Genomic DNA, 26,687 nt, shown 5'->3' with positions numbered 1-26,687 from the left:
CACTGGATTCCCGCCTTCGCGGGAATGACGAACAAAACGCCGACGCTGGAACTTGACGCCCCGCCCGCCCCGGCCTAGCCTTATGTATCTCTGCATCGCGATACAAGGATAACAATGGACCTGGCCACCGCCTCGAGTGTCCTGCGCCTGCTGGCGGACCCTACCCGGGTGCGCCTGCTCGCCCTGCTTGATCGCGAGGAGCTGACCGTGGCCGAGCTTGCGGCCGTGCTCCACCTGGCCCAGCCGCGCGTCTCCACCCACCTGGCCAAGCTCAAGGAGGCGGAGCTGGTGCGCGATCGCCGCGCCGGTGTCTCCGCCTACTACCGCGCCAACGGCGAAACCGACGAGCACCTGCAGGTGCTGCTCAAATCCCTGCGCGACAACATCGACGACGCGCTGCTGCGCGAAGACGCCGGGCGCCTGCCCGGCGTACTCGCCCAGCGCGCCAGCGAAGAAGGCTGGGCCGATACCGTGGCCGGCGACATGGAGCGCCACTACTCCCCGGGCCGCACCTGGGAAACCCTGGCCCGCTCGCTGCTGCAGTTGCTGGAAACCGGCGACGTGCTCGACATCGCCTCCGGCGACGGCATCACCGCCGAACTGCTGGCCCCACATGCGCACTCCATCGTCTGCATCGACAGCAGCGAGCGCGTGGTGGAAGCCGCCGCGCAGCGCCTCAAGCCGTTCGGCAACGTGGAAGTGCTCAAGGGCGACATGCATGCGCTGGACCTGGGCGAACGCCGCTTCGACCTTGTGCTGATGCTGCACGCCCTCACCTACGCCGAACACCCGGCCAAGGCCGTGGCCGAGGCCGCGCGCGTGCTGCGCAGCGGCGGCCGGCTGCTCGCCGTAACCCTGGGCAAGCACGACCACCGCGCCGTGGTGGAGCCCTTCGACCATCGCAACCTTGGCTTCTCCCACGACGAACTGACGGGCTACGCCCAAAAGGCCGGACTGGAAGCCTTGAGCTGTACCCGCCTCAGCCGTGAGCGCAAGGCGCCGCACTTCGAAGTGATCAGCCTGCTCGCGCGCAAGCCCTAAAGACGAGGATTACACCGTGAGCACCCTGCCCTGGCTGCATCCCGACCGCGTCGCCCTGCTGGAAAAGGGCCTGCGCGAACGCATCCTGATCATCGACGGCGGCATGGGCACCATGCTGCAAGGCCACCAGCTGGATGAAACCGCGTTCCGCGGCGAACGCTTCGTGGACGGCCACGACAGCGCACACGCGCACGACCACCCGGGCGGCTGCGACCTCAAGGGCAACAACGACCTGCTCACCCTCACCACGCCGGACATCATCCTTGGCGTACACCGGGCCTACCTGGAGGCCGGTGCCGACCTGATCGAAACCAACACCTTCAACTCCACGCGCATCAGCCAGGCCGACTATCACCTGGAACACCTTGCCTACGAGCTGAACCTGGAAGGCGCGCGCCTGGCCCGCGCCGCCTGCGACGCCATGGAGGCGAAGACGCCGGACAAACCGCGCTTCGTCATCGGCGTGCTCGGGCCCACCAGCCGCACCGCGTCGCTGTCGCCGGACGTCAACGACCCAGGCTTCCGCAACGTCACCTTTGAAGAACTGGTGGCGAACTACACCGAGTCCGCCGCCGGCCTGATCGATGGCGGCGCCGACCTGATCATGGTCGAAACCATTTTCGACACGCTCAACGCCAAGGCCGCGCTGTTCGCCGTCAGCGAACTGTTCCGCGAGCGCGGCGCGCGCCTGCCGGTAATGATCTCGGGCACCATCACCGACCGTTCCGGCCGCACGCTTTCCGGCCAGACGGCCGAAGCGTTCTACTACTCCGTGCAGCACGCGCGGCCGATTTCCGTGGGGCTCAATTGCGCACTCGGCGCGGCGGACCTGCGCCCGCATGTGCAAGTGCTGGCCCAAGCGGCCACCTGCTTTGTCAGCACGCACCCGAACGCCGGCCTGCCCAATGCGTTCGGCGAGTACGACGAAACACCCGAGCAGATGGCCGCCGTGATTGGCGGCTTCGCCCGCGATGGGCTGCTCAACATGGTGGGTGGTTGCTGCGGAACCACGCCGTCGCATATCAAGGCGATTGCCGACGCGGTGCGTGATGTTGCACCGCGCGCGCTTCCAGACGAAGCGCAGGCAGCCGCGTAATGCTCGGTGCTGTTCCATGCATGGCCAGCGACTACGCGCCCCCGCATCCCCCTCACCGTCATTCCCGCGAAAGCGGGAATCCAGCGTCTTTTGCCTTTGCTGCCACTGGGAGCAGAGCAGAGGCACTGGATTCCCGCTTTCGCGGGAATGACGGTGAAGGGCCGTGTAGCGACCTGACGCCCCCCGTCCCCGCCCCCTCCCCCTTATCCTCGCCTTACCCGGGCGAGGCGGAAACCGCATGATGCCCCGCTACACCCGACTCTCCGGCCTCGAACCGCTGGTCATCACGCCTGACCTGCTCTTCGTCAACGTCGGCGAACGCACCAACGTCACCGGCTCCGCGCAGTTCCGCAAGCTCATCAAGGAAGAGCGTTACGAGGAAGCGGTGGACGTCGCGCGCCAGCAGGTGGCCAGCGGCGCTCAGATCATCGACGTCAACATGGACGAGGGCCTGATCGACTCGGAAGCGGCCATGACGCGCTTCCTCAACCTGATCGCCGCCGAACCCGACATCGCCCGCGTGCCGGTGATGGTGGATTCCTCCAAGTGGACGGTGATCGAGGCCGGCCTGCGCTGCCTGCAGGGCAAGGGCATCGTCAACTCCATCTCCATGAAGGAAGGCGAAGAACTGTTCCTGGAGCACGCGCGCAAGGTGCAGCAGTACGGCGCCGCCGTGGTGGTGATGGCCTTCGACGAACAAGGCCAGGCGGATACTTGCGAACGCAAGGTGGAGATCTGCACGCGCGCGTTCGAGCTGCTCACCTCCCGGCTCGACTTCCCGCCGGAAGACATCATCTTCGACCCCAACATCTTCGCCATTGCCACCGGCATCGAGGAGCACAACAACTACGCGGTGGACTTCATCGAAGCCACCCGCGAACTGAAGCGCCGCTTCCCCGAGTCGCACGTGTCGGGTGGCGTCTCGAACGTATCGTTCTCCTTCCGCGGCAACAACGTGGTGCGCGAGGCGATCCACTCCGTGTTCCTCTATCACGCCATCAAGGCGGGTATGGACATGGGCATCGTCAACGCCGGCGCGTTGATGATCTACGACGACCTGCCCGAGGAACTGCGCGAGCGCGTCGAGGACGTGGTGCTCAACCGCCGCCCCGACGCCACCGAACGCCTGTTGGAGATCGCCGACAACTACAAGGCGAAGAAGGGCGAGGTCGTCACCGAGAACCTCGCTTGGCGCGACAAGCCGGTGCGCCAGCGCCTTAGCCATGCGCTGGTGCACGGCATCGACCAGTACGTGGTGGAAGACACCGAATCCGCACGGCTGGAATCCACGCGCCCGCTCGACGTCATCGAAGGCCCGTTGATGGACGGCATGAACGTCGTCGGCGACCTGTTCGGCGCCGGCAAGATGTTCCTGCCGCAGGTGGTGAAATCCGCCCGCGTGATGAAGAAGGCCGTGGCGCATCTCATCCCCTTCATCGAAGAGGAAAAGGCGCGCACCGGCGACGCCGGCAAGTCCAACGGCAAGATCGTCATGGCGACGGTGAAGGGCGACGTGCACGACATCGGCAAGAACATCGTCGGCGTGGTGCTCCGCTGCAACAACTTCGAGGTGATCGACCTCGGCGTGATGGTGCCGGCGCAGAAGATCCTGGAAACCGCCATCGCCGAAAACGCCGACATCATCGGCCTGTCGGGCCTGATCACGCCCTCGCTCGAGGAAATGAGCCAGGTCGCCCGCGAGATGCAGCGACAGAACTTCACCATCCCGCTGATGATCGGCGGCGCCACCACCTCGCGCGCGCACACCGCGCTGAAGATCGAGCCGCACTACAAGTCGCCCACCGTATGGGTGAAGGACGCCTCGCGCGCCGTGGGCGTGGCGCAGTCGCTGGTCAGCAAGGAGTTGGTGGACAACTTCATCGCCAAGGTGAAGGCCGAGTACGCCGAAGTGCGCGACCGCCATCGCAACCGGGGCAGCGGCAAGCCGCTGGTTCCGCTGGACAAGGCCCGCGCGCAACGCTTCACCACCGACTGGGCGAACTACGAGCCGCCGCAGCCGAAGCAGCCCGGCATTACCGTTTTCAACGACTACGACCTCGCCGAGCTGCGCCAGTACATCGACTGGTCGCCGTTCTTCAATGCGTGGGAACTGGCCGGACGTTACCCCGCCATCCTCACCGACGAGATCGTGGGCAAGCAGGCGACCGAGCTGTTCAAGGACGCGCAGGCGATGCTGGACAAGCTCATTGCCGAGAAGTGGCTCACCGCGCGCGGCGTGATCGGCTTCTGGCCTGCGGCGAACACCGGCGACGACATCGTGATGACCGACGGGCACGGCAAGACCCGAACGCTCCATCACCTGCGCCAGCAGGTCGACAAACCGACGGACCGCCCCGACTTCTGCCTCGCCGACTTCATCGCCCCCAGATCCGCTGGCAAGCAGGACTGGATCGGTGGCTTCGCGGTGACCGCCGGCATCGGCATCGACGAGCACGTCGCCCGCTTCGAAAAGACGCACGACGACTACTCCGCCATCCTGCTCAAGGCCCTGGCCGACCGCCTCGCCGAAGCCTTCGCCGAGCGCCTGCACGAGCGCGTGCGCCGCGAATTCTGGGGCTATGCGCCCGGCGAATCGCTGGACAACGAGTCACTCATCGACGAGAAGTACAGCGGCATCCGCCCCGCCCCCGGCTACCCCGCCTGCCCCGACCACACCGAGAAAGCCACGCTGTTCAAGCTGCTCGACGCCACCCACCACGCCGGCATCGAACTCACCGACAGCTTCGCCATGTTCCCCACGGCGGCCGTATCCGGCTGGTACTTCTCGCACCCGGACAGCCAATACTTCGTGGTGGGCCGCCTCACCCGCGAACAGGTGGACGATTACGCCAAGCGCAAAGGCTGGACGCGCGAGGAAGCCGAGCGCTGGCTGGCACCGAACCTGGACTACGATCCCGACTGATATCGCCAGCGCCAGTCGCGCACAGGGTGCGCTCCCACAGGGGTTACGGTGACCTGGTGGGAGCGCACCCTGTGCGCGACCGCAGCGCCCCGCCGATCCCCGTGAACTTGCTCGTCGTGCTGCCCCTCAGACTTCGCTTTCCACCAGCGACCGCCGCTTCATCTCCCGCATGTGCACCACCAGGTTGTACACCGACACAAACGACGGGAAGAAATTGGAAAGAATGCCCACCGAGTCGTTCTTGCCAAAAATGAAGTACGACAGCAGCAGCGCACTGCCAATCACCGACAGCCACCAGAATGACAGCGGCATCACCACGCGCTTGAGCTTGCGCGTGTAGTACAGCTGCACGAACCAGCGGCTGGTGAACATCACCGACCCGAGGAAACCGACCATCTTCCAGGGCGTCAGCTCGAACCGATGAATGGCCCCGAGGATGTGGTCGAGCTGGTGGGTCAGGAAGTCCATGGACGGGCCGCCGATAGCTGAAAAGCCGAGCATTGTACTCACTCACCTTTCAATCAACTGCCGTCTCAGCGACTTTTTACAGGGGGGAGGCTTGACCACCTACCCCACACCCCGTATATTTGCGCGCTCGGCGGGCGATTAGCTCAGCGGTAGAGCACTGCCTTCACACGGCAGGTGTCGCAAGTTCGATCCTTGCATCGCCCACCACCGAATTCGAAAGGCCACCCCTTGCGGGTGGCCTTTTTCGTTGTAGATACGCTGAAAAGGCACGCCTGCCTAATCAGGCGGCCGGCCCCGGCCGCCCTTGCTTCGCTCGCACCCGGCGAATGCCCCTTCACCGGCCCCCGCCTCGGGAAATCCCCTCCCCCCGGCACCTCGCCCTGGGAAGAGCCTAACCATCCCACCCTCGGTGCGACGGCCAGCCGCCTTCCAATAAGGTTCGAACAGGGAGGAGCGCCTGCCCTTCATGGTCTCGGGGCATGGTGTCGTACGGGACCGCGGAAGAACTCGGGCAGGCACGGCACATGGTTTCCAAAAAGCGGAAAGCCGCTTCCGCAATACATCGCTGTCGCCCTCTGGTCCGAGGCCTTTGTTGGACTGATCATGATAAAGGCCTGTCATGCGCGGACCGCCCACCCGCTCGCGCCATGCAAATCGCCTAGTCGGTCTGAGGATGCGCATGGAGAAGCCTCAATACAATCGTTGCAACTCCCGCGTATAGGCCATCACGTTCTCTGGGTTGGCCGTGTCCAGTGCAGCCAGCAGGCCGCGCACATTGTGGCGATAAGCATCAAGTTCGGAGTCGTGCCGCCGAAAGGCCTCAAGCAGCGCCCGTCCACCTTCTGCACAATCAAACTCACTGTAGTAGTAACCCCACTGCTTGATGAATGTGGAGTTGTGGATCAACGGATAGCCTCCGTACAGAACCTCGTAGTAAAGATAGTTCTGGCCGTTCTCCCAATGATGGGAGATGACGCAATCGCCGAACTGGGCCATGAAATCTGCCGTAGGGAAACGCCCCTCGAAACTCGCCAGGCCGTGATTTACGACATCAAGGCTGCGCGCAAAGTGCAAGAATTTCTCATGCTCCTTTAAATGCAATGTATTGCATACGCGCAGGTTCTCGAGCATGCCCGGTTGCGCGCGGTATGCCTCTTCGCAGGCAAGCATGGGAATCACCGAGGTTTTGACCATGCACACATTGGGCTCGAACACACACACGCGCCAGCGCTGCTTGCCCGGCTGATAGCCCCAAGAGTGCTGAGGCGGCAACCTGGCGACTGCACGATCAAAAAAATAAGGTGTCCATAGATGTGGCACGATGCTGAGCGGGGCGCGCGCCATCATCGAGAAATAATCGCGGCAGCTATGCTCGTATTCCGGGATCGTCCACACCGCGTCATAGGGCTTGTCGCTCGCCAAGCCCGCGTGCGGCTTGTCAAACATCGCACGCTCAATGTCGATTACGTAGTCGTTGCCAACCTTCATCCACACATAGCGTCCGCCGTCCTCGCGAAATGCTTTTACCCAGTCATCACCGAGTTGTGCACTCATCTCGATGACCACATCGAGCTCACGGAAAGCCGCATGGACGTCAATCATTTCAACGCCAATTTCATCCATCATCATGGATGGGTGAGGCGTCTTTCCGTCACCTGCAATCACAAGCACCGCACGCTCAATAACAGGGCTTCGCTGCAACAACTGCACAAGAAACAGGCAATTCTGAAAAATGCCGTTCTCCCAGATCGACTGGGCGTTCTCACGCAAATGCAAAGTCACGCCGACACGCAAGCGATCCGCCTGCCTGCGTCGCATACCACTATCGCTCATGCAGCCTCCGCACGATCAAGAAGCGCATCGATGCGCTGCATGAATGCCTGAATATTGGCCTCGCGCATCGGCGAAACATACTGAAGAAGCTGATTTGCCTTGGCCGTGTAGTCACCCCAGTAATTGGCATCATACCGGCGAGCGTCAACCAGGCAGGCGCCGCCAGCTCGTGCATCAAACTCCGGATAGTAAAACCCCGCATTGTGCTCTCGCAGGAAACGCGAGTTGTGCACCAACGGATAACCACCAAACAATGCGTCGTAGTAAAGGTAGTTCATGTCGCACTCCCAATGGTGCGATACGACTGCATTCATTGAATGGCGTGCCATGCAGTCGACAAAATCCATCCTTGGCTCATAGCTCGCACGCGCGTGGCGAGTCAGATCCAGATTCGTCGCAAATCGGTTGAAGGTCGGGTGCTCCTTCATGTGAAACGTGTTCATCACCATCATCAGGTCGATCGAGGCGGCATCGGTGCGATAGGCCTGCTCGCACACGAGCATGGGAATCGTGCAGTTCTTCACGACCGAGATGTTCGGCTCAAAAATGGCAGCGCGCCAGCCCCGCCCTTCCTTCTGCAACGATGTCGGCCGAAACCCAAATTCGTACCCCGTCGTCTGCAGGTCACGCATCCGGCGCTCAATGAAGGTAGGCGCCCAGATATGCGGCACCGCATGCACTGGCACACGGCCAAGGGTCCGCAGCAACGCACCGCTGGTCTTCATGTGATGCGGCAAGGTCCAAATTTCATGCCGGGGTGTCTGATTGAAAATATGGCCGACGTGCTGGCGAAACATGGGGGCTTCGGCCAGATCAGAAAAGGTGTGGCCAACGAAGAACGTGACTATCTTCGTGCCCAGCGCGCGCACGTGCCTCAGCCATTCCAGCGAAAGCTGCGCACCCATTTCGATCACCAGATCAAGCTCATAGGTGACCTCTTCGGGCTTCACCATCGGCACGTCAGGTATGCCGAGATCCAGACCCTCAGGCAGCTCAGGAAGATCACCGCCGTTGAGCAGCACAATGCGCCCAACGCGCTTACTCTGACGAAGCAGCATCACCAGGAATGCCAGATTCTGGTTTAGCCCACTCGCCCACAAATGAGCACCGGCGACCGCGAAAACCGAGATGCCAACATTGATACGATCACGTTGGACGCCCATCATATCGGCCTCTTGCTCCGAAGTTCGGCCAACAAATTCGCGTAGCTTGCAATAACCGATTTGTTTTGCGGCAGATGACGGGTGATGAGCGTGCGCTGACGGCGGCGATAGTCCTCCCACTGCTCGTCATGCTGCTCCAGGACTTGCAACAGCATCCTGGCTCCCGCGGGTACATCGTTGTCCGGGTAGTAATACCCCAGGTCCCGGCACATCGATGCGTTGTGCACCAACGGATAGCCAAGCCAGGTCACATCGAAGTAGAAGTAATTGAGCGGATTTTCCCACTGGTGAGAGATCATCACATCGGTAAATTCACTTAGGAACCGAGGTGTATCGAACCTTCCCACGAAGGCCGCCTTATGGTCCCTCACCAGATCCAGATGATTCATCAGCGAAACAAATTCCGGGCTTTCGTTCGCCAGTGACAGGGCGTTGGCGACGTGCAGGAACCCGATGTCCTGTGGCCGCGCTCGATACGCCTCCTCGGCAATCAGGATGGGATAAAGGCAGAATTTCACCACGTCGTGATTGGGCTCCATCACGCTCAGTCGGCGCGGCCCTGGGCGCGGTGCATACTCGGCCGGGCGATCCAGTTCGCGGCAACGCTGATCCAGCACCAACGGAGACCACACAAACGGCACGGGGCGCGCCTCTTGTCGACGCAACGTTTGAAAATAGTGCCGGCTGATGTGATCTACCTGGGGCACCATCCAAACTGCGTCATAGCGCTGGTTGATGAAAAGGTTGTAACCCCACGATGGCCGCCGGAAGATCATGGCCTCCATCGCGTGCACATATTCGAAACCGCAGCAATAAGACACGAGATGTGTGCCCTGCTGCTTGAGGTAATCCGTCGCCTGGGCATCGATCTGGCCGCCCAGCTCGATCAGTACATCGAGCTCGTCCTTGCAGTCGGCAAATGAACGAACCGGCCAGCGCTGAACGTCCCAGGACACGCCTTCGGCTAATGAAATAGGGGTGGTGTTGACCAGAACGACCGACGCCACATTGGGGCAACCTTTGAGGGTTTCCGCAAGATAGATGGCGTTCTGCTTGATGCCATTGTTCCAGAGCGTCTCTGATGGGCTAGACAGTCCAATGGTAATGCCTACGCGCAGCTGCGCTGCGGTGGGGTCAGAAACACTCATGGTCACACCAGTTCGTCGGGGCCTATCAACAAAAATACCGCCCTCCACACCGCAGACGATGTGAAGGACGGCCTAAGGGGCCCTGCTTACGCAGGGCCCCGACGTATTACGCACTTACATCACCAGGAGAAGCCGACGCCAGCGTTGAGCATCAGGTGCTGGTTACCACCGCCCGTCGCAGAGCTCAGGCCGAACCGCAACTGGGTGTGCTCGTTCACACGAGCACCGAAGCCTACGGCAAGCGCCGTCTTGCCCACGTAGTTGCCAATGCCTGCGCCCACGTTGAAACGGTCGTTCTTCTCAACCTGGGGGATAGCTGCAAATGCGCCAGCCATCGCGATACCCGAGTAGGTGTTGTTGGCCCAGTTGTTCACCTGACTATTCAGCTGGTTGATCTGGTTGGTCACCTGACCCACCGTTGCCGCATCCGTCGGGTTAACGCCCGGCGCCACGTTGGTGATACGACGCTCGTTACCTTCCGAACCCATGGAAACCGTGTTATCGGCGTTTGCAATCGAGCCCGAACCAATCGCCACGCTGTTGTTGCCGCTGGCCACGCTGTTCAGACCCATGGCCATGCTGCCCACACCCAGCGCCTGGCTATTGGCACCGATGGCGACGCTGCCCACACCATAGGCCTTGCTATTGGAACCCAGGGCCACACTGTTGCTGCCGTTTGCGACCGCGTGAAGACCAATAGCCACTGTCGGATCGCCATTGGCCTGGGCACCCTCACCGATGGCTACAGAGCCGGCGGTCATTGCCTGGGCATTGGAACCATACGCGATGGCACCCTGGCCCTGAGCATTGGCGCTAATACCCTGCGCAATGGCGCCTTCGCCGCTGGCCGTGGCCGGCTTGCTGCTATCCACTGAGCAAGTCATGGCGCCGTTGACCACCTTACAGACGCCCGGCATGCCATTGACCAGAGCGGTAATCTCCACTACGGCCGTCGACATGGAGGAAACAGCGCCCCCCATCGTATTCATGCCCGTCGACAACGAGGCAATGTTGCCTGCGTTGGTGCTCACGCTGGTCGAAAGCGAGGCAAAGCCCGTCGAGGTCGAGGTCGACAGCGATGCTACATCACCGCCACCACCCCCACCACCGCCCGTGGACAGCGAAGCCACGATGCTGTCGGTCGTGCTCAAGCCAGTGGACAGCGACGTGATACCTGTCGAGGTCGAAGTCGACAGCGACGCCACACTGGTCGACAGCGAAGCAATGCCACTGGTGTTGGTGCTCAACGAATTGATACCGGTGGACAGCGACGCCAGGCCGGCCGCGGTCGAGGTCGACAGCGAGCTGAGCTGGGAGAAGTTCACTGCGTCCGTCGGGTTCACACCGGCAGCGACGTTGGTCAGGATGACCGGTGCCGCGCCGGTACCAAAGCCACCCAGAGTGACCTTGGTATGGCTCGGGTCGTCATACTGTACGGTCTGGGCAAAGCTCGTCGAGGTCGAGGTCGACAGCGAGGCGAAGCCCGTCGAGGTCGAGGTCGACAGCGAATCCACGTTGCTGTTGGTCGTGCTCAGGCCGCTAGACAACGAGGCGATATTGCTGGTTGCCGTGCTAAGACCCGTCGAAGTCGACGTGGACAGCGAGGCAATGCCGCTCGAGGTCGAGGTGGACAGCGACGTAATGTTGCTGTTGGCCGTGCTCAAGCCAGCCGAGGTCGAGGTCGACAGCGACGCCACGTTGCTATCGGTCGTGCTCAGGCCGCTGGAGAGCGAAGCGATATTGCTGTTGGCCGTGCTCAAACCCGTCGAGGTCGAGGTGGACAGCGAGGCAATACCGCTCGAGGTCGAGGTGGACAGCGACGCAATATTGCTGTTGGCCGTGCTCAAGCCCGTCGAGGTGGAGGTCGACAGCGACGCCACGTTGCTGTTGGTCGTGCTCAGGCCACTCGATAGCGAAACGATATTGCTGTTGGCCGCGCTCAGACCGGTCGAGGTCGAGGTGGACAACGAGGCAATGCCGCTCGAGGTCGAGGTGGACAGCGATGCCACGTTGCTGTTGGTCGTGCTCAGACCGGTCGACAGCGAGTTGATGCCCGTCGAGGCAGACACCGACAGCGAAGTGATGTTGCTGGTGTTGGTGCTGACGCTGGACGACAACGAGGCGATGCCACTCGAGGTCGAGGTGGACAGCGATGCCACGTTGCTGTTGGTCGTGCTCAGACCGGTCGACAGCGAGTTGATACCCGTCGAGGCAGACACCGACAGTGATGCCACATTGCTGTTGGTTGTGCTCAGTCCGCTGGACAACGACACGATATTGCTGTTCGCCGTGCTAAGGCCGGTCGAGGCGGAGGTCGACAGCGACGCGATGTTGCTGTTGGCCGTGCTGATACCCGTCGAAGTGGAGGCCGACAACGAGCTGATGTTGCTGGCGTTGGTGCTAACACCGGACGACAGTGAGGCGATGCCGGTCGACGTCGAGGTGGACAGCGACGTCACGGTGCTATTGGTCGTGCTCAGGCCGGTGGATAGCGACGCCAGGCCCGTCGAGGTCGAGGACGACAGCGATACTACAGTGCTGTTGGTCGTGCTAAGACCGGTCGACAGCGAGTTGAGGCCCGACGAAGTCGAGGTGGACAGCGATGCCACATTGCTATTGGTCGTGCTCAGCGCCGATGAGGTCGACGTCGACAGCGAGGCAATATTGCTGGTGTTGGTGCTGACGCCGGACGACAGCGAGGCGATGCCCGTCGAGGTCGAGGTGGACAGCGACGTTACGTTGCTGTTCGTCGCGCTCAGACCGCTGGACAGCGAAACGATGCCGCTCGAAGTCGAGGTCGAAAGCGACGCCACGTTGCTGTTGGTTGTGCTCAGACCACTGGACAGCGAGTTGATACCCGTCGAGGCCGAGGTCGACAACGAGGCCACATTGCTGTTGGTCGTGCTCAGGCCGCTGGACAACGACGCGATATTGCTGTTGGCCGTACTCAGCCCCGTCGAGGTCGAGCTCGACAGCGAGGCAATGTTGCTGTTCGCCGTGCTGATACCCGTCGAAGCGGATGTCGACAACGAGGCAATATTGCTGGCGTTGGTGCTGACACCGGACGACAGCGACGAGATACCCGTCGAGGCCGAGGAGGACAGCGACGTCACATTGCTATTGGTCGTGCTCAGGCCACTGGACAGCGAAGCGATGCCCGTCGAGGTCGAGGACGACAGCGATACCATGGTGCTGTTGGTCGTGCTCAGACCGGTCGACAGCGAGTTGATACCCGTCGAAGCCGAGGTCGACAACGAGGCCACATTGCTGCTGGTCGTGCTCAGAGCCGACGATGTTGAGGTTGACAACGAAGCAATGTTGCTGGCGTTGGTGCTGGCACCCGTCGACAGCGAAGCAATATTGCTGGCGTTGGTGCTGACGCTGGACGACAGCGAGGCCATGCCCGTCGAGGTCGAGGTCGACAGCGACGTCACCGTGCTGTTGGTCGTGCTCAGGCCACTCGACAGCGAGGAGATACCCGTCGAGGCCGAGGTAGACAGCGACGCCACGGAGCTGTTGGTCGTGCTCAGGCCGCTGGACAACGACGCGATATTGCTGTTGGCCGTGCTCAGGCCCGTCGAGGTCGAGGTCGACAGCGAGGCAATGTTGCTGTTCGCCGTGCTGATACCCGTCGAAGCGGATGTCGACAACGAGACAATATTGCTGGCGTTGGTGCTGACACCGGTCGACAGCGAGGCGATGCCGGTCGACGTCGAGGTCGACAGCGACGCCACGTTGCTGTTGGTCGAGCTCAGGCCGCTGGACAGCGAAACGATGCCGCTCGAGGTCGAGGTCGACAGCGAGGCCACGGTGCTGTTAGTCGTGCTCAGACCGGTCGACAGCGAGTTGAGGCCCGACGAGGTCGAGGTCGACAGCGAAGCAATATTGCTGGTGGCTGTGCTCAGACCCGACGAGGTCGACGTCGACAACGAAGCAATGTTGCTGGCGTTGGTGCTGGCGCTGGACGACAACGAGGCCAGGCCGGTGGAGGTCGAGGTGGACAGCGACGCCACATTGCTATTGGTCGTGCTCAGAGCCGACGAGGTCGAGGTCGACAACGAGGCAATGTTGCTGGCGTTGGTGCTGGCACCCGTCGACAGCGAGGCAATATTGCTAGCGTTGGTGCTGACGCTGGACGACAGCGAGGCCATGCCCGTCGAGGTCGATGTCGACAGCGACGCCACATTGCTGTTGGTCGTGCTCAGACCGCTCGACAGCGAAGAGATGCCTGTCGACGTGGAGGACGACAACGAAACAATGTTACTAGCAGCGGCGCTAGCACTAGAGGACAGCGAAGCGAGGCCGGTCGAGGTCGATGTGGACAGCGACGTCACCGTGCTGTTGGTCGTGCTCAGACCGGTCGACAGCGAGTTAATGCCCGTCGAGGCCGAGATCGACAGCGATGCCACATGGTCATTGGTCGTGCTAAGGCCAGTCGACAGCGAAGCGATATTGCTATTGGCCGTGCTCAATCCCGCCGATGTTGAGGTCGACAGCGACGTAATGCCGCTGGTGGCCGAGCTAATGCCCGTCGAGGTGGAGATCGACAACGACGTGATGTTGCTGTTGGCCGTGCTCAGGCCCGTGGAGGTCGAGGCCGACAGCGAGGCGATGTTGCTGGCCGTGGTGCTAGCGCCCGTCGACAGCGAGGCCACCGTGCTGTTGGTCGTGCTCAGACCGCTCGACAGCGAGGCCATGCCCGTCGAGGTCGAGGTCGACAACGACGCCACATTGCTGTTGGTCGTGCTCAGGCCCGACGACAGCGACGTGATGTTGCTGGCCGCGGAGCTGGCGCCCGTCGACAGCGAAGCAATGTCGCTGGCATTGGTACTGACGCTAGACGACAGCGAAGCCAGGCCGGTCGACGTTGAGGTCGACAGCGACGTCACCGTGCTGTTGGTCGTGCTGATGGCCGACGAGGTCGAGCTGGAGAGAGACGTGACGGTGCTGTTGGTTGTGCTCAGGCCGGTCGACAGCGACGTGATGCCCGTCGAGGCCGAGGTAGACAGCGACGCCGCATTGCTGTTTGTCGTGCTCAGGCCCGACGAGGTCGAGGTCGACAACGAGGCAATGTTGCTGGCGTTGGTACTGGCACCCGTCGACAGTGACGAGATATTGCTGGCATTGGTGCTGACGCTGGACGACAGCGAGGCCATGCCGGTCGAGGTGGAGGTGGAAAGCGAGGCAATGTTGCTGTTAGCCGTGCTGATACCCGACGAAGTCGAGTTCGACAGCGAGGCGATACCGGCCGAGGTGGAGGTGGACAGCGATGTCACCGTGCTGTTGGTCGTGCTCAGACTGCTGGACAGCGACGTGATGCCCGTCGAGGCCGAGGTCGACAGCGATGTCACGCTGCTGTTGGTCGTACTCAGACCGGTCGACAGTGAATTGATGCCCGTCGAGGCCGAAACCGACAGCGAAGCAATATTGTTGGCGTTGGTGCTTACGCTTGACGATAGCGAAGAAATACCCGTCGAAGCCGACGTTGACAGCGAGGTCACGGTACTGTTGGTCGTGCTCAGACCTGTAGAAAGCGAGGTGATACCCGTCGAGGCCGAGGTCGACAGCGATGCCACGAAGCTGTTGGTCGTGCTCAGACCCGACGACAGTGACGTGATATTGCTGGCCACGGTGCTGGCGCCCGTCGACAGCGAAGCAATGTTACTGGCGTTGGTGCTGACGCTGGACGACAACGAGGAAATGCCGGTCGAGGTCGACGTGGACAGCGAGGTCACCGTGCTGTTGGTCGTGCTCAAGCCACTGGACAGCGAGTTGATACCCGTCGAGGCCGAGGTCGACAACGAGGCCACGGTGCTATTGGTCGTGCTCAGGCCCGACGACAGCGATGTGATGTTGCTGGCCGCAGTGCTTGCACCCGTCGACAGCGAAGCAATGTTGCTGGCGATGGTACTGGCACCCGTCGACAGCGAAGCGATGTTGCTGGCGTTGGTGCTGGCGCCCGTCGACAGCGAGGCAATATTGCTGGCGTTGGTGCTGACACCCGTCGACAGCGAAGCAATGTTGCTGGCATTGGTGCTGGCGCCCGTCGACAGCGAAGCAATATTGCTGGTGTTGGTGCTAACGCCCGTCGATAGCGAAGCAATGCCCGTCGAGGTCGAGGTGGACAGCGAGGCAATGTTGCTGGTCGCGGCGCTCAGGCTGGCCGTGGTGGCGGTCGACAGCGAGGTAACGCTGCTGTTGGCCGTGCTGATACCCGAAGACGTAGAGGTCGACAGCGAGCTCAACTGGCGATAGTTCACCGCATCCGTCGGCTTGGAGCCATCGGCAACATTGGTCAGGGTGACTTCGGAGGAGGCGCCGGTACCACCCAGGGTGACCTTGGAATGGCTGGTATCGTCATACTTCACTGCCATGTCCAGGCCGGTCGACAGCGAATTGATATTGCTTGTCGCCGTGCTCAGGCTGGCCGTGGTAGCGGTCGACAGCGATGCCACGCTGCTGTTGGCGGTGCTTAGACCGGTCGACAGCGAGTTGATACCCGTCGAGGTCGAGGTCGACAATGAGACGAGACCACTATTGGCCGTGCTCAGGCCCGCCGAGGTCGAGGTCGACAACGAGGCAATGCTGCTGGTGGCCGTACTCAGACCGGTCGAGGTTGAGGTCGACAGCGATGTCACTGCACTGTTGGTCGTGCTCAGACCGCTCGACAGCGAGTTGATACCCGACGAGGTCGAGGTCGACAGCGACGTAATACGGCTGTCGGCCGTACTCAGGCCCGTCGAGGTCGAGGTCGACAGCGAGGCGATAAGGCCATCGGTTCCCGTGCTGATGCTGGTACTCAGCGATGCTATGCCGGTCGAGGTCGACGTGGACAGCGAGCTCAACTGGGAATAGTTGACCGCATCCAACGAGTTGGAGCCGGCTGCGACATTGGTCAGGGTGACCGGGGTGCTCGCATTACCCAGAGTGACCTTGGTGTGGCCAGCGTCATCATACTTCACCGCCTGTGCCGACAGCGCGTTGATGTTGCTGGTCGCCGTGCTCAGGCTGGCCGTGGTGGCGGTCGACAGCGACGTCACGCTGCTGTTGGTCGAGCTCAGGCCCGACGACAGCGAGGTGATATTGCTGGCGTTGGTGCTGACGCTGGACGACAGCGTGGCAAAGCCGGTCGAGGTCGAGGTGGACAGCGAGGTAATGTTGCTGGTCGCTGCACTCAGGCTGGCCGTAGTGGCGGTCGACAGCGAGGTAATGCTGCTGTTGGCCGTGCTGATACCCGACGAGGCCGAAGTCGACAGCGAGGTAACGTTGCTGTTGGTCGTGCTCAGGCCGGACGACAGCGAGGTGATATTGCTGGCGTTGGTACTGACGCTGGCCGACAGCGTAGTGAAGCCGGTCGAGGTCGAGGACGACAACGAGGCAATGCCGCTTTCGGCCGTGCTCAGACCCGTGGAGGTCGAGCTCGACAACGAGGTGATACTGCTGGTGGCGGTGCTCAGGCCCGTCGAGGTCGAGGTCGACAGCGATGTAATGCTGCTGGTGGCGGTGCTCAAGCCCGTTGAGGTCGAGGTCGACAGCGATGTGATGCTGCTGGTGGCGGTGCTCAGGCCCGTGGAGGTCGATGTCGACAGCGAAGTAATGGTGCTATTGGTCGTGCTAAGGCTGGTCGACGTCCAGGTCGACAGCGACGATACGTTGCTATTGGTCGTGCTCAGACCCGTCGAGAGCGACGCGAGGCTGCTTGCGTTGTCCCAGTTGATCGAATACACCTGCGAGCCGTTGATCGCATCGGTCGACGTAGCAGTGATTTGACCGGCCGCCACATTCTGGATCTGACGCTCGTGGCCCGCCGAACCCACGCTCACCACGCCATCCGTTGCCGGTGTCACACCCGCAAAGTTGGAGTAGGTCTTGCCGGCAATCGTCGCTGAGGCGGTATTGACGCCCAGCGTGGTCGCGCTCGACGCACCCAAGGCCACGGAGTTGGCCTGCGTTGCGCTTGCACCGTTACCCACCGCCACGGCGTTAATGGCCGACGCGCCAGCATTCTGGCCGATGGCGATGGCACCATCGGTCGCTGCGGCGGCCTGCGCGCCATAGGCAAGCGAACCAACGCCGCTCGCGGCGGCCAGTGTGCCCGACGCCTGCGCGTCTTGCGCGATTGCAGACGCTTGCGTGCCTTGCGCGTAGGAGCCATTACCACTTGCGTAGGCGTTGATGCCCATAGCAGTCGTGCCGGTACCAATGGCACTCGAACCCCAGCCGCTGGCGAAGGAGCCAAGACCCAACGCCTGAGAACCGCAACCCGTGGCAAAACTATTCATACCCAAGGCGGCGTTATCGCCAAACTTCTGCCCGGTCGCTGCGTTAGCCGCCGATGGCGTTTGGGCAGACGTTACATAGAACGATCCGCCATTGATGCTCTGGGCAGCAGAATAGTTATTGATCGCACCGTTAGAAATGACGCCATAGGTAATCGAAGTAGTCTGCGGCGTTATCTTGGATGAATACAGTCCACCGGTACCACCATAAATGTTTGTGGCCGTAAGCGCCGTGGGCGTATTGGTAGAGGACGTACCCGAAAGCAGGCCGCAATCGATGGCGCCTGCCATGGCCACGCCGTTGAACGAGGCGTTCGACGAGTTCTGAAAGGTGTAGGTGGCGGCGTTGCCGTCTCGAAAACTTTGGCTGGCATTGGCGACCGCATAGCCTGCCTCAGCAAGCTGCGGCGCCGCTATTCCCAGCAACGCGAGCGCCACGCCACCGGCCAATGCACCCGCGCGCAACGGCTGCACCGATCCAACGGTGTCGGAAGCCATACTCGAGCACGGGCTGACCAACTCGGATACAACGTCAATGCGTCCGAGCTTGCGGTTGTAAACAAGCCGATAGATACGATTCATGGAATCAAAGTCCGAGAGAAAACGCCGAGAAAACTCAGTAACCCGAAGACACTCGAGAAGCGCCTGAGCTGAGCCGCCAAAACCAAAAAAGAAAAGTTCCCTGCCGCAAGGTTAGCGACGGCCACAGAGGGGAAACATCAGGGGCTTCTCAAAAAATTTTCGGATTTGTTTTCGCTTGGACTTAATCAAGAAATTGCCCGAAATCTCAGAGCATTCTTACTTCGCAATCGCCAGCCAAAATGGCTTAAAGCGTGTTCGCTTTTCTCATCATCGCCACAACAAACATGAGTCGTTTCAGTCATCGATAGCGGAAGCGCTCGAGCAAGCGAAGCCTGTCGACCGCCTCCTGTCCGTACCTATCGAAGAGATTGCGAAAAGAATCGAAGGCGTGAACCTGCGCTGGACACTATCTTTGCAGACGCCTGAGCAAGCCTGGTGATGGCAAAACCATCTATCGGCGATAGCGTTCGAGCCACTTTGAAAAGGTGGCCGCGCTTAAATCACGTCAGGAAGGAAGATCAGCCAGCGCCAATCTCGCTTCGCTCTACTTGACGAACCCGGGATCTAGTCAGCACGTTCTCAGCGCTGATGCCTATGCATACTCGCGAGGTGACGAACCTTACCGCCTCACATGTGTGGCGCAACAGACGTCGGGAAGATATTGGATAGCCGGCGAACTCGCGCCAACCGTAGCTATCGCTGATTGCTGCGCTAGACCAAAGCATCCATAGCCGTGAAAGCACCAGATCGATAACCATGCCAACGAAAAAAGACAAAAGCAGATATCACCATGACACCCTTCAGCGCTTGATGGCTCAATGTAACGGCGGCTTTGCACCGTCTGCGGACCCTGTAGAGCTGTCGCTGCCATCGGAGGGAACCGCGTTCAGTGCGAGACGGACGAACCCAGACTGCTCCCACCACGTACTGGCCATCTCATTGCCGAAGTTGCATACAAGGTTGAAGCTCATCACGCGGGCATGGATCTCAGTCAGCCGCTCGTGGACATCCGCCCCCTGAAGCAGGCGGCAAACACGCGATACGCACCCTGGCAATGGCCACCGGGACGGCCACTCGCCAACGAGCCGGCCCAGCTCTTCGGTTCGTTCGCACACGTCCAGCATTTGACCTGCCGAGAGATCATGTTCGATCTCATGCACCACCGTTACGATGGACCGCCGAAGCGCGGAACGCGCGCGCACCGAGCTCGATGGGGTGTCGACATTCGATGTGTCCGACCTTGGCGGAGCCATTTTCAGCTCCCTCTCCAGCCGGGCCAGCGCCGCTGCCCGCGTAGGCACCTCTGCCCCTCGAATGGCCACATGAAGCAACAGCGCACGATCATCCTGATCTTTCATCAGACGCATGCGATCGCTAAATGGCGGCGATGCCTGGTGCGTCCCGCTCATCATCGCGTAATAGATGGCGAGTGCTTTAGCTCGCACTTCCGAATCACTACCAAAGGTCGACGCGTACTGGGCACTGGTCAGGTCAAAGATATCCGTCGGCGTCGCATGCCCCGGCATACCTGAAGAACCCACGTTACGCGTGGCATGGTCATCGCCACTCGGACCATCAATACGCACTTTCCACGACATCATGATCTTTAACCTTAGCTTCTCGACTGACGCAAAGGCGGTGATGGATCGCCACCTTCCGGTGCTGCTCCATAGGCCCGCATGGTGATCACAACGATCACGCGAAGCCCGCGCTCTGATATCGAAGGCATCGGGCATGAATCGCCCCGGGATGCGCGGCAGAAACTTCATCGATAACGCCATGAAACTTTCGCACACACCGCCAGATGGTGATTGACGTGGGACCGAATACATTCGGCTATCAGGTTTGTAGGAGTCTAGTCATAGGGAATGTGTGCTCAATAAGAAAATGCTTAGATTTGCGAGTCCTGGCCATTTGCAAGCATTCCCCTGGTGATTAGCTGCCAATACCCGCGACGCGCGAAGGTGGCCTGCCAAACCCCCGACGTCATCGCGCCTCTTCGCTCGCATAGCCGTACCGACTGACCGGGCTGAATACGTTCACGTCATCCCTCAGCTTCAAGGTCAGCCTCAACAGCTTCCCCCGCGGCCATGAACACCATTTAGTACCGCAACGATCCCGTCACCACGGTGCTCAACAGCGCGCAGGATGACCAGCCTTCGGCTGTTGTGACGCGTCTCCGGCATGCGCCGGAATGACAGGTGTTGTGCATGTAGCCCAAATGGAGCCGACGGCGCCATCTGGGGTCACGCCGCGAAACGCTCACAGGCGTGCATGGAGCAACCCACGATTATGTCTTGGCTTAACTGGATCGACCTCGCACGGCCACCCGGATTCTCGCTGCGCTTCATCCGGGCAACGTTGATCGGGGGGCGCGTTGGGTCGGGAGCGGACTTGACCAACTGGCCGACAATGCACCCCAAAGGCAACGCTCCCGAGCGAGCCGAAAGCTGGCAAGTCCAGGATCAAGGCCCACTTTTTTTCGGTCACATGCGCTCAGCCTGGGGCGTCATCGTTTTGAGCGAAGGTTCGATGTATCCGCAGAGAACCAGGCCATCGCTCAGGAAAGCGGGTCCATCGGCACCAGCATGCCCCGCTTCAACGTACTCAACGCCACGCGCGTCTGAAACCGCCGCACGTTGGCGTTCTCCGCCACCAGCCGTTGCATCAATGCTTCGAAATCATCGACGTCGCGTGCCGAGACGATGAGCACGTAGTCGCCTGCTCCGGTGACGTACCACGCCTCCTGGATGCACGGTTCGGTGGCGATCCATTGCTTGAGGCTGGCGAGTAGTTCGGGGCGTTCGCGTTCCACTTCCACGTCGACAATCATGGTCAATGGCCGGCCGGCGCGGCGTGGATCGACCAGTGCGACCTCGGCGGTGATGACGCCTTCCTCGCGCAGGCGGGCCATGCGTCGCTGCACGGCGGAGGCGGACAGGCCGACGTCCGCGCCGATCAGTTCGGCGGGGCGACGGGCGTCCTTCTGGACGATGGCGAGGATGCGGCGGTCAAGTTTGTCCAGTTCGCTGGTCATCGTGCACAAGGCCCAGGGGATGCGGGGAAAAGACGCGTTATGCCGCCCGTAGTTGCGGGCTGCCCGCGTGGGCGAAACCTAGCATAGCCCACTCAAACCACCACGCAGAGAGCGGGCTCCCGATGAAGCTTCTTTACCAATCCCATTCGCCGTACGCACGGAAGGTCCTGGTGTTCGCGCACGAGGCGGGGCTTGCGGACCGGCTCGACGTGATCCACCACGAAACCAGCCCCACGCTGCGCAACGAAGAAGTGTTCGCGCTCAATCCGCTGGGCAAGGTACCGGTGCTGATCGCTGATGACCGGACGGCGCTGTTCGATTCCGCCGTGATCTGCGAGTACCTGGACGGCCTGCACGAGGGCCGCAGGCTGATCCCGTCATCCCCTGCCCGGCGCTTTCGCGCCTTGCGCCACCAGGCCATCGCCACGGGGCTGGCGGATGCAGGCATTGCGGTGCGGTGGGAAGCCACGCGACGCCCGGAAACGCTGCGCTGGGCGCCGTTGCTCGAAGGCCAACTGCAGAAGGTCATCGCCTCGTGCGATTACCTGGAGCAGAACGTCGAAGACAGCAACGACGTGGACATCGGCGATATCGCGCTGGCCACGGCGCTGGATTGGATCGCCTTCCGCAACATCCATGATTTCCAGCACAGACGTCCCCGCCTTGCCGCCTGGTACGCAGCGCTGTGTTCGCGCGAGTCGATGCGGGCCACGGCCTTCCATGGCGATACGGTCGATCAGGTGCCTGCGTCATCCACCATCACGGGAGTGGCTCATGCCGTCGCCATGGGTTGATCTTCTGCAACTGCATGGCCACATCACCGACCTGTCGCTGCTGCGGCGACTGGCTGGATTACCTCCGGCGGCACCTCGCCCCGCCTCGGATACCCACCAAACCCCAGTCACCCGTGCAAAACGCGTCATCGCGAGATGGCGATTGTGCCTGGGCATTGGCGACGGCGTGCTGCGCACGCAATAGAGCGCTACTGCTCGCACCGCGCATGACAAGGCCAGCCGCCGGTCGGTCACGGGCTCACCCGCGTGCCCGGCCGGTGGTGGTGAAACCGCGGACGAAAACCTCGACCTCCGCGTCATGGGCCGCGTGTCGATACCACTCGCGTGTCGATTTGCCACAGCATCCATGCCCATGCTGACTGGGCGACCATGGCATCATTCCGCAAGTTCTTGTGGGAGTTAGCATGGTTCGCGGACGCGCCCGGCGAAAAATGGTCGCTTGGCTCGCCATGTTGGCGATAGGCCTGCTGGTGGTTGCGCCCAGCCTGTCCCGGATCACCTCAACGCCATCCATGGCCGCGGCCATGGGCGAGATGTGTGACGACCACGCGCACAACGACTCGCCTCGTCCGAATGATCACCGCCACGCCGACGCGCTCGATGCGTGCGCCTACTGCGTGCTGGTATCGCATGGCACGGCGCTGGGTGGCACGGTGGTGTTTTCCGTTCCGCCCGCCCCGGCTGCGCCCGCAGCCACGCCGCTTACAGGCCGCAGCATCACCACCGTCCACGTGTGGCGCCAGCCCGCGCGCGGGCCGCCGACGCGCCCCGTGAGCGTCTTCGCCACCACCTGAGCGAACGCACCTCCCTGCTCCCTACCCACGCCCGCTGACGACCGGTGTCGTCGGCCCGTCCCCGTGTGCGCGGCGCTCTTGCGCCAGCACGCGCCGGCTTCGCTGTGCCTGCGGAAGACCCGGCAGCCGGCGCCGTATCCAAGGAATTTGCATCATGTCCCGGACCTCCCCTCACGCTTCAGCCGCGCGCTGTGCGCTTGCCTTCGCCCTGAGTCAGGCCTTCGCCGCCAGCGTCCATGCTGATGACGTCGCCGCCATCGACTCCAAGACGCTTCCCCCCGTCGTGGTCACCGCCATCATGCAGGACAGCCCACTCATGGTGATTACCGATCCAAAGAAACCGCGCCAGCCGGTTCCGGCCAGCGATGGCGCGGACTTCCTCAAGGGCATCCCGGGCTTCTCCACCATCCGCAAGGGTGGCAGCAACGGCGATCCCTTGCTCCGCGGCATGAGCGGCTCGCGACTGAACATTCTGGTGGACGGCGGCATGATCGCCGGCGGCTGCCCGTCGCGCATGGATCCGCCCACCGCCTATATCGCGCCGCAGCTCTACGATCGCGTCACCGTCATCAAGGGGCCGGAAACCGTGCTCTATGGGCCGGGCAATTCCGCTGGCGTCGTTCTGTTCGACCGCGAGTTCAAGCGCTACACCCAAGCCTCGCTCGATGGTGATGCCAGCGTGCTGTTCGGCACCGCCGGGCGCAACGACCAGAACCTGGATCTGCGCGCGGGCGACGCCACGGGCTACATCGGACTCAGCGCCAACCACACGCACTCGCAGGACTACAAGGATGGCGACGGCAACCGCGTGCATTCGCAGTATGACCGCTGGAATGCCGATGCCACCGTCGGCTGGACGCCAAACGACGACACGCGGGTGGAACTCACCGCTGGCAAGGGCAATGGTGATGCCGCCTACGCGTTCAGCGGCATGGATGGCGCCCAGTTCCTGCGCGAAAGCGCGGCCCTCAAGTGGACGCAGGAGCACCTCACCCCGCATTGGGACAAGCTCGACGTGCTGGCGTACACCAACTACGCCGACCACGTCATGGACAACTACACGCTGCGCAAACCCGACCCCTCCAGCATGATGCCCATGGCCATGGCATCCGACGTGGATCGCCGCACGTCCGGGGGCCGCGCCGTGGGTACCTGGCGCTGGGACGACGCCCTGGAACTGGACGCGGGCATGGACGGCTCCGTCAGCGTTCATACCAGCCGCATGGGCGGTCCTCCGGGCAGCAGGATGGGCTACTACAAGGACAAGCCGCGCACGCGTGACGCGCGCCTGCAGGACATCGGTGCGTTCGCCGAGGCGCGCTGGACGTTCGCACCATCACAGCGGCTGGTATCCGGCATCCGCGTCGACCGTGCGCAAACGCGCGGCTACCTGCTGGATGAAGGCGGTGGCCACACGGCTGGCATGGGCGGCATGGGTCACATGCCCATGGCACCGACGCGGGTAGCCGCCGATCGCAGCGATACCCTGCCCTCGGGTTTCGTGCGCTACGAGCGCGACCTGTCGACACAACCGGCCACGTTCTACGCCGGCGTCGGCCATGTGGAACGTTTTCCCGATTACTGGGAACTCTTCGGCCAACATGTGCAAAGCACGCTCGCCAGCTTCCGCACACTGCAACCCGAGCGCACCACGCAGCTGGATGTCGGCATGCAGTACCACGACGACCGCGTGAAGGCCTGGGTGTCCGCCTATGCGGGCGTCGTCAACGACTTCATCCTGATGCACTACCCCGTCACGTCGATGAATGTCGGCTACGCCAGCAACGTGCAGGCGCGCATCGCCGGAGGCGAGGCGGGCGCCAGCTATGCGCTCACCGATCACTGGAAAGCCGATGCCACGTTCTCCTACGCCTGGGGCGAGAATCGCACGGAAGATCGCCCGCTGCCGCAGATGCCTCCTTTCGAAGCACGTCTGGGGCTGACCTACGAAGCCACCGCATGGTCGGTCGGCGCGCTATGGCGCGTGGCAGCCGCCCAGCACCGCGTGGCAACGGGCGAGGGCAATATCGTGGGCCAGGACATCGGCCCCAGCGCCGGCTTTGGCGTGCTCTCGTTGAATGGCGCCTACCGCATCGATCGACGCTTCACGCTGAGCGCCGGTATCGACAACGTGTTCAACAAGACGTATGCCGAGCACGTGAACGCAGCGAGCGCGGGCCTGGCGGGTTACGTCAACACCACCCGCGTGAACGAACCGGGCCGCACGCTGTGGATCAAGCTGGACACCAGGCTTTGACGGGCTGACTTCCTGGCCGCCTGTCGTCGACAGCATCCTTGTGCGACAGGCGCGGAACAGGAAACGACCGTCCGCAGGAGGAGCGCGAAGGCTCCTTCTGCGGATCGTGCCGTCATTCCTTGTCGTAGGAGAACGGCAGGCCTGCCGTGCCGCCGGTTTCGATGAAGAGGTTCATGAAGGCCGCCACGGCGTCCTTGCGCTGCCAGTCCTGCCTACGGGCATCGGCCCATGACGACGCGTCATCGCGGTGCGGGAACGCCTGGGATACCCCGCTGACATCAGCGGGGCATCTGCCCGAAGCGGCCGCTGTTGAAGTCCTTGATGGCCTGGTCGATTTCCTCGCGCGTGTTCATCACGAACGGGCCATAGCCGACAACGGGCTCGTCGATGGGCTCGCCGCTCAGCAGCAGTACGGTGGCGTCGCTTTGCGCGTCAAGCAGCACGCCGGTGCCATTGCGTTCAAGCATCACCATCTGGGCATCGCGGACAGTGGTGGCGCCATTCACCTGCACGGCACCATGCAGCACGATCAGGGCCGTGGTGTGGCCTTCCGGAACATCCAGCTGCGCCTGGCGGCCCTGCTGCAGGCGGAGATCCCACACGTTGATAGGCGTGAAGGTCTGCGCCGGCCCGCGATGACCGAGGTAATCGCCGGCGATGACGCGAACCTGGCCCGCGCCCTCCGGCAGATCGACCAGCGGGATGTCCTGGTCGAGCAGGGTCTGGTAACGCGGCGGGGACAACTTGTCGCGGGCCGGCAGGTTCACCCACAGCTGCACCATCTCCAGCACGCCACCCTTGCGGGAGAATTCAGTGGAGTGGAACTCCTCATGCAGGATGCCGGAGGCCGCCGTCATCCATTGCACGTCGCCGGGGCCGATCTTGCCGCCCGCGCCGGTCGAGTCGCGATGTTCCAGCTCGCCCTGGTAGACGATGGTGACGGTCTCGAAGCCGCGGTGCGGATGCTGCCCCACGCCGCGCGGCCGGGCCGACGGCTCGAACACGGCCGGACCGGCATAGTCGAGCAGCAGGAATGGGGTAACGTGCTGCCCGTGACTGTCGTAGCTGAAGATCGAACGGACTGGAAAACCGTCGCCCACCCAGTGGCCCTGGGGAGCACTGTAGACACCTAACACCTTCTTCATGGCGACCCTCCCGTGGCGGGCCGAATGCCCGCCACCATTGACAGGGAACGATACGCTTGGAACGATGCCCCCAGTAGACAGCAGTTTTTATCCTTTGCGTCCCACCGATGGAACGACAGGCAGACCG

16 protein-coding genes, 1 tRNA gene and 2 pseudogenes are annotated in these 26,687 nt (G+C 62.2%); 9 read left to right on the top strand and 10 right to left on the bottom strand.

What is annotated here, in order from left to right:
- Nucleotides 1–114 precede the first annotated feature (114 nt).
- The 3 genes from HY57_RS10070 to metH all read left to right on the top strand — a co-directional run bounded on the left by HY57_RS10070 (nt 115) and on the right by metH (nt 5,060).
- Nucleotides 115–1,041 carry an ArsR/SmtB family transcription factor gene (locus HY57_RS10070; protein ID WP_019464235.1) on the top strand — a complete coding sequence of 309 codons (927 nt, stop codon included), beginning with the start codon at nt 115–117 and terminating at the stop codon, nt 1,039–1,041.
- Between the two features lie 16 nt (nt 1,042–1,057).
- Nucleotides 1,058–2,137 carry a homocysteine S-methyltransferase family protein gene (locus tag HY57_RS10065; protein ID WP_019464236.1) on the top strand — a complete coding sequence of 360 codons (1,080 nt, stop codon included), beginning with the start codon at nt 1,058–1,060 and terminating at the stop codon, nt 2,135–2,137.
- Nucleotides 2,138–2,375: 238 nt separating this feature from the next.
- Complete coding sequence (gene metH / locus HY57_RS10060; RefSeq protein ID WP_019463663.1) at nt 2,376–5,060, top strand: methionine synthase; 2,685 nt, start codon at nt 2,376–2,378, stop codon at nt 5,058–5,060.
- A 126-nt stretch (nt 5,061–5,186) separates the two neighbouring features.
- Here the strand turns inward: metH and HY57_RS10055 are convergent, their stop codons facing one another.
- The gene (locus tag HY57_RS10055) at nt 5,187–5,528 is read right to left on the bottom strand and encodes a lipid-A-disaccharide synthase N-terminal domain-containing protein (protein WP_038580875.1); all 342 of its coding nucleotides are present in this window, start codon (nt 5,526–5,528) and stop codon (nt 5,187–5,189) included.
- Between the two features lie 132 nt (nt 5,529–5,660).
- Between HY57_RS10055 and HY57_RS10050 the strand changes: the two genes are divergently transcribed.
- Nucleotides 5,661–5,735, top strand: a tRNA-Val gene (locus HY57_RS10050).
- A gap of 483 nt (nt 5,736–6,218) precedes the next feature.
- On the opposite strand, the gene HY57_RS10045 is transcribed toward HY57_RS10050, so the two are convergent.
- The 4 genes from HY57_RS10045 to HY57_RS22140 all read right to left on the bottom strand — a co-directional run bounded on the left by HY57_RS10045 (nt 6,219) and on the right by HY57_RS22140 (nt 11,186).
- Entirely contained in the window at nt 6,219–7,361 is a 1,143-nt protein-coding gene (locus HY57_RS10045) for a DUF2827 domain-containing protein (protein ID WP_026033662.1), read from the bottom strand.
- Entirely contained in the window at nt 7,358–8,527 is a 1,170-nt protein-coding gene (locus HY57_RS10040) for a DUF2827 domain-containing protein (protein WP_038579622.1), read from the bottom strand. The genes HY57_RS10045 and HY57_RS10040 overlap by 4 nt, the downstream gene beginning before the upstream one ends.
- Entirely contained in the window at nt 8,524–9,672 is a 1,149-nt protein-coding gene (locus HY57_RS10035; RefSeq protein ID WP_038579609.1) for a DUF2827 domain-containing protein, read from the bottom strand. The genes HY57_RS10040 and HY57_RS10035 overlap by 4 nt, the downstream gene beginning before the upstream one ends.
- Nucleotides 9,673–9,791: 119 nt before the next feature.
- Nucleotides 9,792–11,186 (bottom strand): YadA family autotransporter adhesin, encoded by a 1,395-nt coding sequence (locus HY57_RS22140; RefSeq protein WP_235186554.1) that lies wholly within the window; start codon nt 11,184–11,186, stop codon nt 9,792–9,794.
- Between the two features lie 13 nt (nt 11,187–11,199).
- On the opposite strand from HY57_RS22140, the gene HY57_RS22135 reads away from it, so the two are divergent.
- Nucleotides 11,200–15,927 (top strand): hypothetical protein, encoded by a 4,728-nt coding sequence (locus HY57_RS22135; protein WP_235186641.1) that lies wholly within the window; start codon nt 11,200–11,202, stop codon nt 15,925–15,927.
- Here the strand turns inward: HY57_RS22135 and HY57_RS22295 are convergent.
- A pseudogene (locus HY57_RS22295) lies at nt 15,909–17,855 on the bottom strand (beta strand repeat-containing protein); the annotation flags it as partial. The gene HY57_RS22135 and the pseudogene HY57_RS22295 overlap by 19 nt on opposite strands.
- Nucleotides 17,856–18,401: 546 nt before the next feature.
- Nucleotides 18,402–18,533: pseudogene (locus HY57_RS22290) on the bottom strand (ESPR-type extended signal peptide-containing protein); the annotation flags it as partial.
- A 175-nt stretch (nt 18,534–18,708) separates the two neighbouring features.
- On the opposite strand from HY57_RS22290, the gene HY57_RS21560 reads away from it, so the two are divergent.
- Nucleotides 18,709–18,972: a hypothetical protein gene (locus HY57_RS21560; protein ID WP_144240805.1), complete on the top strand. Its 264-nt coding sequence runs from the start codon at nt 18,709–18,711 to the stop codon at nt 18,970–18,972.
- A gap of 376 nt (nt 18,973–19,348) precedes the next feature.
- Here HY57_RS21560 and HY57_RS10015 read toward each other — a convergent pair whose 3' ends face one another.
- Nucleotides 19,349–20,302, bottom strand: a complete 954-nt coding sequence (locus HY57_RS10015) for a hypothetical protein (protein WP_144240804.1) — start codon at nt 20,300–20,302, stop codon at nt 19,349–19,351.
- Between the two features lie 791 nt (nt 20,303–21,093).
- Nucleotides 21,094–21,570: an Lrp/AsnC family transcriptional regulator gene (locus tag HY57_RS10010; protein WP_019465097.1), complete on the bottom strand. Its 477-nt coding sequence runs from the start codon at nt 21,568–21,570 to the stop codon at nt 21,094–21,096.
- Nucleotides 21,571–21,692: 122 nt separating this feature from the next.
- Here HY57_RS10010 and HY57_RS10005 point away from each other — a divergent pair, with 122 nt between their 5' ends.
- The 3 genes from HY57_RS10005 (at nt 21,693) to HY57_RS09995 (ending at nt 25,415) form a co-directional block, all read left to right on the top strand.
- Nucleotides 21,693–22,364, top strand: coding sequence for a glutathione S-transferase family protein (locus tag HY57_RS10005; protein ID WP_019465098.1), 672 nt, complete (start codon nt 21,693–21,695; stop codon nt 22,362–22,364).
- A gap of 404 nt (nt 22,365–22,768) precedes the next feature.
- Nucleotides 22,769–23,158: a DUF2946 domain-containing protein gene (locus tag HY57_RS10000; protein WP_081500636.1), complete on the top strand. Its 390-nt coding sequence runs from the start codon at nt 22,769–22,771 to the stop codon at nt 23,156–23,158.
- 154 nt (nt 23,159–23,312) lie between these two features.
- Entirely contained in the window at nt 23,313–25,415 is a 2,103-nt protein-coding gene (locus HY57_RS09995; RefSeq protein ID WP_019465100.1) for a TonB-dependent copper receptor, read from the top strand.
- A gap of 278 nt (nt 25,416–25,693) precedes the next feature.
- Here HY57_RS09995 and HY57_RS09990 read toward each other — a convergent pair whose 3' ends face one another.
- A complete protein-coding gene (locus HY57_RS09990; protein WP_019465101.1) occupies nt 25,694–26,560 on the bottom strand; it encodes a pirin family protein in 867 nt (288 codons plus the stop codon).
- Nucleotides 26,561–26,687: the final 127 nt, after the last annotated feature.

This window comes from Dyella japonica A8 (genome assembly GCF_000725385.1).
In the GTDB taxonomy this organism is placed as follows: Bacteria; Pseudomonadota; Gammaproteobacteria; order Xanthomonadales; family Rhodanobacteraceae; genus Dyella; species Dyella japonica_C.
Note: the sequence above shows the minus strand (reverse complement) of the source record. Positions and strands in the feature narration are given on the sequence as shown.

Excerpts from the sequence above, each read along its gene's own strand:
- HY57_RS10070 (WP_019464235.1), top strand. The coding sequence starts at position 115 with ATGGACCTGGCCACCGCCTCGAGTGTCCTGCGCCTGCTGGCGGACCCT.
- metH (WP_019463663.1), top strand. The coding sequence starts at position 2,376 with ATGATGCCCCGCTACACCCGACTCTCCGGCCTCGAACCGCTGGTCATC.
- HY57_RS10055 (WP_038580875.1), bottom strand. The coding sequence starts at position 5,528 with ATGGACTTCCTGACCCACCAGCTCGACCACATCCTCGGGGCCATTCAT.
- HY57_RS10045 (WP_026033662.1), bottom strand. The coding sequence starts at position 7,361 with ATGAGCGATAGTGGTATGCGACGCAGGCAGGCGGATCGCTTGCGTGTC.
- HY57_RS10040 (WP_038579622.1), bottom strand. The coding sequence starts at position 8,527 with ATGATGGGCGTCCAACGTGATCGTATCAATGTTGGCATCTCGGTTTTC.
- HY57_RS10035 (WP_038579609.1), bottom strand. The coding sequence starts at position 9,672 with ATGAGTGTTTCTGACCCCACCGCAGCGCAGCTGCGCGTAGGCATTACC.
- HY57_RS10015 (WP_144240804.1), bottom strand. The coding sequence starts at position 20,302 with ATGAAGTTTCTGCCGCGCATCCCGGGGCGATTCATGCCCGATGCCTTC.
- HY57_RS10010 (WP_019465097.1), bottom strand. The coding sequence starts at position 21,570 with ATGACCAGCGAACTGGACAAACTTGACCGCCGCATCCTCGCCATCGTC.
- HY57_RS10005 (WP_019465098.1), top strand. The coding sequence starts at position 21,693 with ATGAAGCTTCTTTACCAATCCCATTCGCCGTACGCACGGAAGGTCCTG.
- HY57_RS10000 (WP_081500636.1), top strand. The coding sequence starts at position 22,769 with ATGGTTCGCGGACGCGCCCGGCGAAAAATGGTCGCTTGGCTCGCCATG.
- HY57_RS09995 (WP_019465100.1), top strand. The coding sequence starts at position 23,313 with ATGTCCCGGACCTCCCCTCACGCTTCAGCCGCGCGCTGTGCGCTTGCC.
- HY57_RS09990 (WP_019465101.1), bottom strand. The coding sequence starts at position 26,560 with ATGAAGAAGGTGTTAGGTGTCTACAGTGCTCCCCAGGGCCACTGGGTG.